The sequence below is a fragment of the Mesorhizobium sp. L-2-11 genome, assembly GCF_016756595.1.
Taxonomy (GTDB): Bacteria; Pseudomonadota; Alphaproteobacteria; order Rhizobiales; family Rhizobiaceae; genus Mesorhizobium.
Genome location: NZ_AP023257.1, coordinates 929,352 through 941,269, shown reverse-complemented (window position 1 = coordinate 941,269; position 11,918 = coordinate 929,352). Strand labels below are relative to the sequence as shown.

The following is an 11,918-nucleotide window of genomic DNA, read 5'->3' as shown; positions in this document are numbered from 1 at the left end:
CGGCAGATCGCTATCCCTTTAGCCGGCCCTGCTGACTCGAGCCCCCATGATCAGGGAACAAAGCCCAGAACGACTGCCCCGGTGAACACGAATGCAAGGGCAAAGATGAGATAGGCAAAGGCTCCCGCATAGGCCGGCCGCCAAATCTGCTCAGAACCGAGTGTTTGGCCTTTGCGGGCAGTCCGGGCGTTCTGGAAATAGGACATATTCGACCTCCGTCTCGGCGATTAATCTATAAAATTAGTAGACTTTGTCGAGTGCTATTTTCCAGCGATCCTTGGAACGTTTTTCTCAATCCGGACGGCAATTTGGTTTGTTTGCTGCTTAGCACGGCACTTCCGAGGCCGATCGGCCCGATGGCAAAACGCCGAGCCCATGCAGGCGGAGGGCGCGAATGGGAGAGCGGCCGCTATTTGCTGGGTGGCCTGTAAGCTTCCAGCCCGAACAGCATCAGCACGATCGACACCAGGAAGAACCCAACCGCCACGCCAAGCGCGATCCGGGCGTAGAGTTTATAAACGTCGCCCATGATGGTGCCGAACACCCGTCGCGCCGGACCATCGGCTGGGCGCCATTTCTCATCGAGGTAGAGCCAGACTTCAGTGTCCTTGGGATTCTTGCCGGCCGCCGTCATGGCTTTCCACATCAGGGCAAGAACCATGGTCAGCGTGAGGAACGCGCCGGAGCGAAAGGCAGATACCGGATTGAAGGAGAAACCGACCATGACGCAGCCGATGGCAAGCGAGCCGAACATGACGGCGCGCCCGATGCACCCCACAGCAACCCGTCTGATCTCATCCATCAGCGCCTCGGCAACAAACTCGCCGACAATGTGCGAGCGCTGCGACCGTATCAAATCACTTTAAGGCGAATGCGCCGCCAGGACGGGTATACCCTCGAGATTCAACATGGACGTGCAGGCGCGGAACTGCCGGCGCAACTTTGCGAACGCAACAGCCTGAAATACGGCCATCGACGCGGCCCGCCGGCGCGCTCTATGTTGCAGGGCAAGCAGGATCGAACCGTTCCGGCATCGACAGGCCGTCTCGGCGAAGACATCCGGCAGAGGAAGGCTATCGGCTATGCCGAAGGAGACGGAATTGAAGCCGGTGAGCGGCGCGACACCGCTGATAGCCGTTGCGGCTGCCGCGGTCGACACCGAAACAACCGGGCCCGACGCTACCAAGGCGCGCGTGGTCCAGATTGGCGCGATCGGCATCGCGCATGGCAAGGTTGTCCGGGAACCTCAGCTTGATCTCCTCATCAATCCTGGTGAAGCAATCCCATCCGAGGCTTCGCTCGTCCACGGCATCACCGATGCCGATGTCGACGGAGCCGGCAGCTTCCCGGATGCATGGGCACAATTCCAGGCGTTCGTCGGGAACCGCATCCTCGTCGGCCATTCGATCGGATTCGACCTGGCGGTCTTGGAGCGCGAATGCCGGCGCGCCCGCTTGCCCTGGAAAAAGCCTCGGGCGCTGTGCGTCCGGCTTCTTGCAACCATAGCAAATCCCAATCTGGCAGACCATTCGCTGGAAACGATCGCCGCCTGGCTTCGCCTGCAGATAGTCGGCCGGCATTCGGCTCTGGGCGATGCGATCGCCGCGGGAGACATCTTTGCCGGGTTGATTCCGGAGTTGCGCAAGCGCAACATCCGGACACTCGGAGAGGCCGAGGTTGCCTGCCTTGCCCTTTCCGACGCTCTCGAAGCCGGCCATCGTGCGGGCTGGGCCGAGCCGGTGTCGCGACCCCAGGCTCCCGCGTTCCAGCCGGTCGATCCCTATGCCTATCGCCATCGCGTCGGCAGCCTGATGAGCAGCCCGCCAGTCGTGGTGAAGTCGAACAAACCGACAAGGCAAGTCATCGACCTCATGGTGAAGCGCAAGATCAGCTCGGTCCTGGTGTCCGAGCGTGGAACGCCGGATCAGCCAATTGAGGAGTACGGCATCGTTACCGAGCGCGACCTGCTGCGCCGCATATCGTCCGACGCCGAGCGGGTTTTTGACATGCCGGTCGCAAGCATCGCAACGCGCCCGTTGATAAGCATCCGCGCCGCCGCTTTCGCTTATCGGGCGATCGGCCGCATGGATCGGCTGAAAGTCCGCCACCTCGCGGTCCGCGACGACGGGGGTGTGCTGGTCGGCGTGCTTTCGGCGCGTGACCTGCTAAGACTGCGCGCCGCCGCCGCCATCGATCTCGACGACACGATCGAACATGCCAGGGACGCCGCCGAACTGGCGGACAGCTGGTCGATGCTGCCGGGCGTGGTACGTTCGCTCCTCGGCGAGGCGATCGACCCGCGCGTGGTGGCGGAGATCATCAGCGACGAACTTTGCTCGCTTACCCGCCGCGCCGCCGTGCTTGCCGAACAGCAGATGCAGATCGAAGGTCACGGCCCGCCGCCCTGCGCCTATGCCGTGCTCGTGCTCGGCTCAGGCGGCCGTGGCGAAAGCCTGATGGCCCCCGACCAGGACAACGCAATCGTCTTTGCCGATGGCGAGCCGGATGGACCCGAAGATCGCTGGTTCAAGAACCTCGGTGCCAAGCTCGCCGACATGCTCGACATCTCGGGCGTGCCGTATTGCAAAGGCGGTGTAATGGCCTCGAATGCCGCATTCCGCGGAAGCCTCGACACCTGGAAGCGGCGCGTCGAGGATTGGGTTCGCCGCCTGCGGCCTCAGGACCTGCTCAACGTCGATATCGTCTACGACCTGCGGCCGGTGCATGGCGACACGATCTTGGCCGCGCAGTTCGTCGAATATGCGTATGACCGCGCCTACGCCGAGCCGGTGTTCGCGAAGCTGCTCGGCGAGCAGATGACGACCGGCAATCCCTTCACGGTCTTTGGCGGCTTTCAGCTTGAAAATGGCCGGCTCGACATCAAGAAGCATGGCCTTTTTCCAATCGTCGCAACCGCACGCACGCTTGCAATTCGCCACGGCATCCGCGAGCGGAGCACGCGTGCCCGGCTCGAGCGACTGATCGCGCTGGATATTGGCGGCGAGCCCGACATGAAGGCGATGCTGGCCGGCCACGCCATGCTGATTGGCTTGCTGCTCGCTCAGCAGACGCATGACATCTACGCCGGTATACCGGTATCCAACCAAGTCGAGATCAATGCGCTGGCGCGCGAGCAGCAGGCACAGCTCAAAACACTCATCAAGCGCCTTCAGTCGGCACCCGACCTGGTGCGGGACCTGATGTTTTCATCGCCGGCGACGCTCCAACGGTAACGAACTCAGCTGCGCGCGGCGCCAAGCAGTTGGTCGACGAGGGCGCTGCGGTCGGCCTGCACCAGGAAATCCTCATGCGCGCGCAGCAGATTCATTCTCAGGAAGTTGAAAATATAGTCGTAATCGTTGGTCAGCAGATTGGGGTGGATCGGGACCATCTCGAAAACCGTTCGCGCCAGCGGCTCGGGGATCTGGCGCACCGGGCGCGGCGGACCGATCTGCGTGGCAGCGAGGCGCTGACGGGTGAACTCGGCGGCGTCCTCCCAGAAAGTGGGGGGCGAGCCCTCCGGAACGGCATATTTGGAGAAGCTTGCCAGGGCCACTTTTTCCAGCGCCGCTGGCAGGCCTCGCTGGCGCAACCCGGCGGGTTCGCGCAGCGCACCCTCCACCATTTCCGCCACGATGGCATAGCACGCAGGGTAGGCGCGCCAGCGTGAATGGTTCAGCGCCGCCTGGAACTCCTTCTCGCTGAACAGCTTCTGCCAATAAACCCCTGCCCTGACCCGGCAGAACTCGACGATGCTTTTCTGCGCCAGGAAGGCGGCGCGCGAATCCATGAAATCAGCCAGATCATCGACGCTGACGATCGGCTGCGGCTTGCGCAGGAACGCGGGCAACAGGTCGTTCAGCAGGCCCATAGCGCTCTCCTTTCGGTTTTGTTTCCAACCGATGTTGACCGTGTAGCCCCCACGACGCCGCACGGCTAGTCCTGTTGCTGATTCAAGTCCTCTTGCCGATTCTCCAGGTCCTCTCTCCGATTCTAAAGTCGTATGAACAGCTGCGACAAAAAGTGATACTCCTGCAAAGTTACGGTCGGCTGATTCTATATCTGGCCGTAACATATGCCGGAGGGCTTCTGCATCAGCGGAAGAGGCAAGCTTTAAACGGCGCCTTGCGGTCGAGACGGTTCGCAAGCTGCCAACCAAGGGAGGGTTCTAGCTATGGCGACTCCAGACCGCGTAAGTTACTGGAACAAGACCAAGAGCCTCATGTTCACCATGCTGGGCCTGTGGGTGTTCTTCGGTTACGTCATCCACATGTTCGTGGAGCAACTCAACACCATCGTCATTTTTGGCTTTCCGCTCGGCTTCTACATGGCCGCTCAGGGTTCGCTCATCGCCTTCGTCGTCATGCTGTTCTGGTTCGCACGGCGCCAGAACGCGATCGACGAAGAGCACGGCGTCCATGAAGATTGATCGGGGGAACTTCAATGGCTAACACGACAGCGACTTCGGCAGGCGGAGGCGACTTCACCTCAAATCTCGGCCGCATCTACGGCATCTACACCGGCGGCTTCATAGCCTTCATCATCCTGATGGCTGTCTTGAGCGCCATGGGCGTCGAGAATGTTGTCATCGGCTACCTGTTCATGGGCTTTACCATCGTCATCTACGCGGTGATCGGCATTCTGAGCCGTACCATGCATGTCGGCGAGTACTACGTCGCCGGGCGTCGCGTACCGGCGCTCTACAACGGCATGGCGACCGGCGCCGATTGGATGTCGGCGGCTTCCTTCATCGGCATGGCCGGATCGCTCTACCTGCTCGGCTATGACGGCCTCGGCTTCGTGCTCGGCTGGACCGGCGGCTACGTGCTCGTGGCCATCCTCGTTGCGCCCTATCTGCGCAAGTTCGGCGCCTACACGGTTCCCGACTTTCTGTCGGCGCGCTATGGTGGCAATCTTGCCCGCTTCATCGGCGTGGTCGTGCTGTTCTCCTGCTCGTTCACCTATGTGGTCGCGCAGATTTTCGGCACCGGGCTGATCTCGGCTCGCTTCCTTGGCATCGACTTCAACGTGGCGGTCTATGTCGGCCTGGCCGGCATTCTCGTCTGCTCGATGCTGGGCGGCATGCGCGCCGTCACCTGGACGCAGGTCGCCCAGTACATCGTGCTGATCATCGCCTACCTGATCCCCGCCATCTGGATGTCGACGGTGAAGACCGGCGTGCCGATCCCGCAATTGATGCAGGGCCAGGCGTTGGCGAACATCACCGCGCTTGAGACGGCGCAGGGCATCACGTTGCATCACATCACCCCTTTCGCGCATGGCGGCTATGATGCCAAGAACTACTTCCTGCTCATCCTCTGCCTGATGGTCGGCACCGCGTCGCTGCCGCACGTCCTGATGCGCTACTTCACCACGCCGTCGGTGCGTGAAGCGCGGGTCTCGGTCGCCTGGTCGCTGCTGTTCATCTTCATCCTCTACTTCACCGCGCCCGCCTATGCGGCGTTCGCCAAGTGGACGATGCTCGACCTGGTGGCGTCGGGCCTGACGCCTGAAAACATCGCCGAGAAAGCCGGATGGATGATGCGCTGGGCCGCTGCCGACAATACGCTCGTGCAGATCTGCGGCAAGGCGGCGACGGATACCGCGGCGATCGTCGCGGCCTGCGGCGAAAAGGGCGTGACGGCACTTTCCTTCGCCGACATCAACCTCAACGCCGACATGATTGTGCTGGCCACGCCGGAAATGGCCGGCATGCCTTACGTCATCTCCGGCCTCGTCGCCGCCGGCGGTCTTGCCGCCGCGCTGTCGACGGCGGACGGCCTGCTGCTGGCCATCGCCAACGCACTCAGCCACGACATCTATTACAAGATGATCGACCAGAATGCGCCGACGTCGCGGCGCCTGATCGTGTCCCGTATCCTGCTGGTTATGGTCGCGGTGCTGGCCGCCTACGTCGCGTCGACCAAGCCGTCGGACATCCTGTCGATGGTGTCGTGGGCGTTCTCGCTTGCCGCCGGCGGGCTGTTCCCGGCGCTGGTGCTCGGCGTCTGGTGGAAGCGCGCCAACACGGCGGGGGCTGTCGCCGGCATGATCGCAGGCTTCGGCATCACCCTGTTCTATCTGGTGATGACCCAGTACGGCGCCGATTTCGACAAGGCGACACCCAACATGGAACTGTGGTGGGGGGTGAAGAACATCTCGTCGGCGACCTTCGGACTGCCGGTCGGCTTCGCCGCAATGGTCATCGTCAGCCTTGTCACCAGGGCGCCGGCCCGGGAGATGCAGGATTTCATCGAGGAAATCCGTGTGCCGCGCGGCAAGCAGTTGATGGAAGAAAAGACTGCCTGATCGCGCATAGCAACCGGCGCTCAAGGCGGGGTCCGGCGACGGGCCCCGCTTTCATTTCCGGGATGTAGATAGCATAACGCGTCGCCGCCGCTGCTTGGAAAATTTCCCATGAACGATTTCTGGTCCTATTGGTATTTCCACATCCCGAATTTCATCCTCGCCGCGGTGATGTACACGCTGATCGGGCGTCTCGTGCTCGGTCTCTTCGTGCCCGAAAGCTGGGACAACTACATCTGGCGCTTCTTCAAGACCGTCACGGACCCGTTCCTGCGGATCGTGCGGACCATTACGCCGTCTATCCTGACCCAGCCGGTGGTGATCGTCTTCGGCGTGCTCTGGCTTATGGCCTTGCGCGTGTTCTATCTCGTCTTGCTGATCAGTTTCGGCATTGCGCCGATGGCTTCACAGGGGGGTTGAGGCAATGGACAGAAACGCACTTGTGCCGGTCATGGCGGTCGCCATCGTCAACGGCATCTTTTCGCCGTGGGTGCTGATGGTGTTCCTGTTCTATCCTGTCTGGTATCCCGGCTGGGCGCCCCCCCTAAGCCAGATCGTCTACATGGCAAGTGCGCTGATCCTGTCGACGATGACCATCATGCTCGCCGGCGTGCCGGCCGCGCTCTATGAGCGCTGGTCAACGCGCCCCAGAAGCATCGTCGTCGCGTCGATCTGGCTTGCCGGCACGGTTTTGCTGACGCTGCCGGCGCTGCCGAATGTGATGCGGGCGCTAAGCGGCGGCTGAGAATTTCCCTGCCGGCCGGTCAGCGTTCTTCGCGGCGGAACGGCTTGAGCAGCGCCGAAGGCGCGACGGCATTGCGCGACATCACTGCCATGGCGACGATGGTGAAGATGAACGGCAGCATCAGGAACGCCTCATAGGGGATGTGGCCGAGCCCGCTTGCCTGCATGCGCAGTTGCAAGGCATCGACAAAGGCGAAAAGCAGGGCAGCCCCTGCCGAACGCCAGGGATCCCAGCGGCCGAAGACGACCAGCGCGATCGCCACCCAGCCACGCCCGGAGACGAGGCCGAAGGTGAAGGCGTTGAACTGCACCATCGACAGGAAAGCCCCGGCCAGCCCCATCAGGGCGCCGCCAAGGATCACCGCCTGGAAGCGCGTCGCGATAACGCCGACGCCGGCCGAATCGGCGGCGCGCGGATTTTCGCCGACCATGCGCACCGACAGGCCCCACGGCGTCCGGTAAAGCACGAAGGCGGCCAGGGGAACGGCTGCCATCGCCATGTAAACCAGCGAAAACTGGTTGAACACCGCCAGTCCGAGCACCGGAATGTCGGAGAGAGCTGGGATCGGCAGCGTTTCGAAACTCTTGATGCTGGGCGGCACCGATTGCTGGCCGAAGATCAGCCGGTAGAGAAAATAGGCGAGGCCCGACGAGAACAGCGTCACACCGATGCCGCAGACATGCTGGCTGAGCCCGAGAGCCACCGTGAACAGCGCATGCACTGCGCCCATCAGCGCACCGGTCAGCACTGCCGCAAGCACGCCGAGCCACAGGCTGCCGCTAAGGCTCGTCGCGGTGAAGCCGGTCATCGCCGACAACAGCATGATGCCTTCGATGCCGAGATTGAGCACACCGGCCCGCTCGGAGAACATCTCGCCCAGTGTCGCAAAAGCCAAAGGCGTGGCGATGCGGATGATGGCGGCGAGGAAGCCGACCTGGAAAATTTGTTCGAGCACGACGCTCATCGTGCGGCTCCGACGCGGCGGATGCGATAGGCCGTGAACAGCAGCGCCACCAGCATGGCGAGCAGCGCCGTTCCCTGGATGACATCGCTGAGGAAGGCCGGAACGCCGGTGGCCCGCGACATCGCCTCGGCGCCGGTCATGACGGCGGCGAGGAACAGCGCCGCCGGCACCACGCCGAGCGGGTTGAGCCTCGCCAGCATGGCGACGACGATGCCGGAATAGCCATAGCCCGGCGAGATGTCGCTCATCACCTGGAAATGCACGCCACCGACCTCGCCGACGCCAGCGAGCCCGGCGAGCGCGCCGGACAGCAGCGCCGTCGAGATCAGCACCCGTTCGACATGGATGCCGCCATAGCGCGCGGCCTCGGGATTTTCGCCGATGACCCTGATCCTGAAGCCGAGCGTCGTGCGCGCGATCAGGAACCAGATGACCGGTGCGGCCAGGAACGCCGCCACGACGCCGAGGTGCAGCCGTGTGCCTTCGAGCAGCACCGGGAAATTGGCTGAATCCTCGATCGGCGGCGAGATCGGGTAGCCACTGAAACTGTCTTTCCACGGGCCTTCGATCAGCGCCATCAGCGCGTAGAAGATGATCGAGTTGAGCAGCAGCGAGCTGACCACATCGTCGACCTTGAATTTCACCCGCAGCGTCGCCGGAATCAGGGCGACCGCCGCGCCGGCGGCGGCGCCGGCGAGCGCCATCAGCAGCATGGCAAGCGGCCCCGGCATCGGGATGGCGCCGACCGCGCAGCTCGCCACTGCGCCGGCAAGCAACTGCCCCTCCGCGCCGATGTTCCAGAATTTGGCGCGGAAGGCGACCGCTACGGCAAGCCCGGTGAAGATCATCGGTGTTGCGCGCACCAGCGTTTCGGTGATCGCGTAGCTGTCGCCCAGCGACGCCGAAAACATCACGCCATAGGCCTCGATCACCCCGGCACCGGCCAGCGCGATGAGGCCGCTGCACAGCACCAATGTCGCGCCGATGGCCAGCAACGGCAGAGCCAGGTTGAACCAGGCGGGCGTTGAGGTGCGGGCTTCGAGGCGGAACATCAACTATGGCCCTCCGCCCCGGTCATCATCAATCCGAGCCGCGCGATCGTGGCGTCGGCGCTGTCCAGCGTGCCGACGATGCGCCCCTCATACATCACCGCGATGCGGTCGCAGAGCATCAGTAGTTCTTCGAGGTCTTCGCCGATGACGACGATGCCGCAGCCCCTGGCACGCATGTCGAGGAACTTTTCGTGGATGAAGCGCGCCGCACCGATGTCGAGACCGCGCGTCGGCTGCGACACGATCAGCACCTTTGGCTCGAAGGCGAGCTCGCGCGCCAGCAGCGCCTTTTGCAGATTGCCGCCGGAAAGCGCCCCGGCCCGCGTCATCGGCCCGGGGCAGCGTATGTCATAGGCCTTGATCTGCGCCTCGGCGAAGGCGCGGATCGCGTCTGGCCTGAGCAGGCCATTGCGGCTGAACGCCCCGGTGCCGATGCGCGGCAGCACCATCGAATCCGCCAGCGGCAGATTGGTGACCAGTCCTGTCGTCATGCGGTCTTCCGGAATGCGCCCGAGACCGAGCGCCTGCACCTCGCGCGGCGAGAACCGTGAGACAGCTTTGCCGGCTATCGTCATCCGGCCGGCATCGGGCGCGCGAACGCCGGAGATCACCTCGGCAAGCGCCCGCTGGCCATTGCCCGAGACACCGGCAATGCCGAGGATCTCGCCCGCGCGGACAAAGAGCGAGACATCGGCGAGCGCCATGCCGGAATGCCGCGATGTCGAGATGCCGTCCAGGGTCAGCACCGCGGCACCCGGCGTCGATGGTCCCCTGGCCGGCGGAACGATCTCGTGGCCGCACATCAGCCGCGCCATCTCCGATGAGGTGGTGCTGGCGGGTGCGTCGACGCGCCCGGTCACGCGGCCATGCCGCAGCACCACGCAGCGATGGGTCAACGCCCTGACCTCGTTAAGCTTGTGCGAGATGAAGATGATGCCAAGGCCCCGGGCCGCCATCGATCGCAGCGCCGAGAACAGCCCATCGACCTCTGTCGGCGCCAGCACCGCCGTCGGCTCGTCGAGGATCAGCAGCCTTGCGCCGCGAAACAGCGCCTTGACGATTTCGAGCCGCTGCTGCTCGCCGATCGAAAGCGCCGAGACGGGACGGTCCGGATCGAGCGTGAGCCCATGTTGGCGGCCGATCTCCGCCAGTCGCGCCAGCCCGCCGGCGCGGTCGATCCGGCCTGATTTGCCGGGAATGCCGATCAGCAGGTTTTCCAGCACCGACAGCCGCGGCGCCAGATGAAAATGCTGGTGCACCATGCCGATGCCGGCGGCGAGCGCATCGGCCGAGCTGTTGATCGTCACCGGCCGGCCCTGAACCAGGATCTCGCCGGCGTCGGGCGCATAGGCGCCGAACAGCACGTTCATCAGCGTCGTCTTGCCGGCGCCATTTTCACCGAGCAGCCCTAGGATCTCACCGGGTGCCACGCTGAGATCGACGGCTTCGTTGGCCATGACGGCGCCGAAACTCTTGGAGATGCCGCGCATTTCGATGAGAGGGGCGGGCGTTGACAAGGGTGCTCCTGATCGGAATTGGCTCTACGATTCAGCTTTGATCGAGGGGAAGCGCTGCACCCCCCTCTGGCCTGCCGGCCATCTCCCCCTCAAGGGGGGAGATTGGATGTGATCTCGACTTTCGCCAATCTCCTAAAGTTGGCTGAAGAGCACGGCCGATGAAACTGCCAATCTCCCCCTTGAGGGGGAGATGGCCGGCAGGCCAGAGGGGGGTGCAGCGCCAACCCCAAAGACCGCTCAATCCGAAACCGGCGTGTTCTCGTCGACGACGACGCGGAAATTGCCTTCGAGGATTTCGGCCTTCTTCTTCTCGACCAGTTCCTTGACATCGGCGGGCAGCGTCTTGTCGAATTTGTGGTAGGGCGCCAGAAAGGAGCCGCCCTTGGCCATGCGCGAGAAATCGCCGTAATCCTGGGCGGTGAAGACGCCGGCCTTGACCAGTTTGATCGCATGCTCGACCGTCGGATACATGTCCCAGACCGGGCCGGTGATCACCGTGTCCGGGCCGAGGCTGGACTGGTCGGACATGTTGGAGATGGCGAGGATCTTCCTCTCGACCGCCGCTTCGATGACACCGAAACGTTCGGCATAGATCACGTCGACGCCGGCGTCGATCTGGGCGATTGCCGCTTCCTTGGCCTTTGGCGGGTCGAAGAAAGAGCCGATGAAAGCGACCTTCCTCCTGATGTCAGGATTGACCTCCCGGGCGCCGGCAAAGAAGGCATTGACCAGCCGATTCACTTCCGGAATGCCCATCGCCGCAACGGCGCCGATCGTGCCTGATTTCGACATCTTTCCGGCGATCAGGCCGGAGAGATAGGCCGGCTCGTGGATCCAGTTGTCGAAGACGGCGAAATTCGGCTCGGCCGGCCCGGCGCCGGAGCCGAACAGGAAGGCGACCTTCGGAAATTGCTTGGCGGTGCGGCGGGATTCGCGCTCGGCCGCAAAAGCGTCGCCGAGCACCAGCTCATAGCCGCCTTGCGCGTATTCGCGCATGACACGGCTGAAATCGGCCGACTGCACCTTCTCCGACCATTTGTATTCGATGCCGAGTTCCTTCTCGGCCCTCTGCAGCGCGACATGGATCTGGTGGACCCATGGCTCCTCGGTCGGCGTGGCGAAGATCGCCGCCACCTTCAGCTTCTTGTCCTGTGCCAGGGCCTGGCCCGGCAGCATGGCTGCCGCCAGGCCGAGCGCGCCGAGTTCCAGCACATTGCGCCGCGAAAGTCCTTCGCGTTTCGACTGGATTTTGCTCTTCCCGTTTTCCATTGCATGCCCCTCTGATTGGCGCCGTGTCGAGCCGGCTGTTTCTTTGGATATCAGCGAGAGAACTA

The 11,918-nt window shown here is 63.3% G+C and carries 12 protein-coding genes; 5 read left to right on the top strand and 7 right to left on the bottom strand.

Features of this window, described 5'->3' with window-relative positions; translation table 11 throughout:
• Positions 1–50 precede the first annotated feature (50 nt).
• Positions 51–206, bottom strand: coding sequence for a hypothetical protein (locus JG739_RS04470; RefSeq protein WP_202365427.1), 156 nt, complete (start codon positions 204–206; stop codon positions 51–53).
• A 203-nt stretch (positions 207–409) separates the two neighbouring features.
• The gene (locus JG739_RS04465) at positions 410–802 is read right to left on the bottom strand and encodes a hypothetical protein (protein WP_202365426.1); all 393 of its coding nucleotides are present in this window, start codon (positions 800–802) and stop codon (positions 410–412) included.
• 280 nt (positions 803–1,082) lie between these two features.
• Here JG739_RS04465 and JG739_RS04460 point away from each other — a divergent pair, with 280 nt between their 5' ends.
• Complete coding sequence (locus JG739_RS04460; protein WP_244749691.1) at positions 1,083–3,233, top strand: DUF294 nucleotidyltransferase-like domain-containing protein; 2,151 nt, start codon at positions 1,083–1,085, stop codon at positions 3,231–3,233.
• Between the two features lie 5 nt (positions 3,234–3,238).
• Here the strand turns inward: JG739_RS04460 and JG739_RS04455 are convergent, their stop codons facing one another.
• Positions 3,239–3,871, bottom strand: coding sequence for a hypothetical protein (locus tag JG739_RS04455; RefSeq protein ID WP_202365425.1), 633 nt, complete (start codon positions 3,869–3,871; stop codon positions 3,239–3,241).
• Positions 3,872–4,174: 303 nt separating this feature from the next.
• Between JG739_RS04455 and JG739_RS04450 the strand changes: the two genes are divergently transcribed.
• From JG739_RS04450 to JG739_RS04435, 4 genes are all read left to right on the top strand, one after another.
• Positions 4,175–4,429 carry a DUF4212 domain-containing protein gene (locus JG739_RS04450; RefSeq protein WP_029349195.1) on the top strand — a complete coding sequence of 85 codons (255 nt, stop codon included), beginning with the start codon at positions 4,175–4,177 and terminating at the stop codon, positions 4,427–4,429.
• A gap of 14 nt (positions 4,430–4,443) precedes the next feature.
• Positions 4,444–6,309, top strand: a complete 1,866-nt coding sequence (locus tag JG739_RS04445; RefSeq protein WP_202365424.1) for a sodium:solute symporter family protein — start codon at positions 4,444–4,446, stop codon at positions 6,307–6,309.
• Positions 6,310–6,417: 108 nt separating this feature from the next.
• Complete coding sequence (locus JG739_RS04440) at positions 6,418–6,726, top strand: YggT family protein (RefSeq protein ID WP_202365423.1); 309 nt, start codon at positions 6,418–6,420, stop codon at positions 6,724–6,726.
• Between the two features lie 4 nt (positions 6,727–6,730).
• Positions 6,731–7,051, top strand: a complete 321-nt coding sequence (locus JG739_RS04435; RefSeq protein WP_202365422.1) for a hypothetical protein — start codon at positions 6,731–6,733, stop codon at positions 7,049–7,051.
• Between the two features lie 19 nt (positions 7,052–7,070).
• Here the strand turns inward: JG739_RS04435 and JG739_RS04430 are convergent, their stop codons facing one another.
• The 4 genes from JG739_RS04430 to JG739_RS04415 all read right to left on the bottom strand — a co-directional run bounded on the left by JG739_RS04430 (position 7,071) and on the right by JG739_RS04415 (position 11,853).
• Positions 7,071–8,015 carry an ABC transporter permease gene (locus tag JG739_RS04430; protein ID WP_202365421.1) on the bottom strand — a complete coding sequence of 315 codons (945 nt, stop codon included), beginning with the start codon at positions 8,013–8,015 and terminating at the stop codon, positions 7,071–7,073.
• Positions 8,012–9,067, bottom strand: coding sequence for an ABC transporter permease (locus JG739_RS04425; RefSeq protein WP_202365420.1), 1,056 nt, complete (start codon positions 9,065–9,067; stop codon positions 8,012–8,014). Before JG739_RS04425 ends, JG739_RS04430 begins: the two co-directional genes overlap by 4 nt.
• Complete coding sequence (locus tag JG739_RS04420; protein WP_202367336.1) at positions 9,067–10,557, bottom strand: ABC transporter ATP-binding protein; 1,491 nt, start codon at positions 10,555–10,557, stop codon at positions 9,067–9,069. The genes JG739_RS04425 and JG739_RS04420 overlap by 1 nt, the downstream gene beginning before the upstream one ends.
• A gap of 264 nt (positions 10,558–10,821) precedes the next feature.
• A complete protein-coding gene (locus JG739_RS04415; RefSeq protein WP_202365419.1) occupies positions 10,822–11,853 on the bottom strand; it encodes a BMP family protein in 1,032 nt (343 codons plus the stop codon).
• Positions 11,854–11,918: the final 65 nt, after the last annotated feature.

Coding starts and splice junctions, on each gene's coding strand:
- JG739_RS04470 (WP_202365427.1), bottom strand. CDS start 206: ATGTCCTATTTCCAGAACGCCCGGACTGCCCGCAAAGGCCAAACACTC.
- JG739_RS04465 (WP_202365426.1), bottom strand. CDS start 802: ATGGATGAGATCAGACGGGTTGCTGTGGGGTGCATCGGGCGCGCCGTC.
- JG739_RS04460 (WP_244749691.1), top strand. CDS start 1,083: ATGCCGAAGGAGACGGAATTGAAGCCGGTGAGCGGCGCGACACCGCTG.
- JG739_RS04455 (WP_202365425.1), bottom strand. CDS start 3,871: ATGGGCCTGCTGAACGACCTGTTGCCCGCGTTCCTGCGCAAGCCGCAG.
- JG739_RS04450 (WP_029349195.1), top strand. CDS start 4,175: ATGGCGACTCCAGACCGCGTAAGTTACTGGAACAAGACCAAGAGCCTC.
- JG739_RS04445 (WP_202365424.1), top strand. CDS start 4,444: ATGGCTAACACGACAGCGACTTCGGCAGGCGGAGGCGACTTCACCTCA.
- JG739_RS04440 (WP_202365423.1), top strand. CDS start 6,418: ATGAACGATTTCTGGTCCTATTGGTATTTCCACATCCCGAATTTCATC.
- JG739_RS04435 (WP_202365422.1), top strand. CDS start 6,731: ATGGACAGAAACGCACTTGTGCCGGTCATGGCGGTCGCCATCGTCAAC.
- JG739_RS04430 (WP_202365421.1), bottom strand. CDS start 8,015: ATGAGCGTCGTGCTCGAACAAATTTTCCAGGTCGGCTTCCTCGCCGCC.
- JG739_RS04425 (WP_202365420.1), bottom strand. CDS start 9,067: ATGTTCCGCCTCGAAGCCCGCACCTCAACGCCCGCCTGGTTCAACCTG.
- JG739_RS04420 (WP_202367336.1), bottom strand. CDS start 10,557: ATGCGCGGCATCTCCAAGAGTTTCGGCGCCGTCATGGCCAACGAAGCC.
- JG739_RS04415 (WP_202365419.1), bottom strand. CDS start 11,853: ATGGAAAACGGGAAGAGCAAAATCCAGTCGAAACGCGAAGGACTTTCG.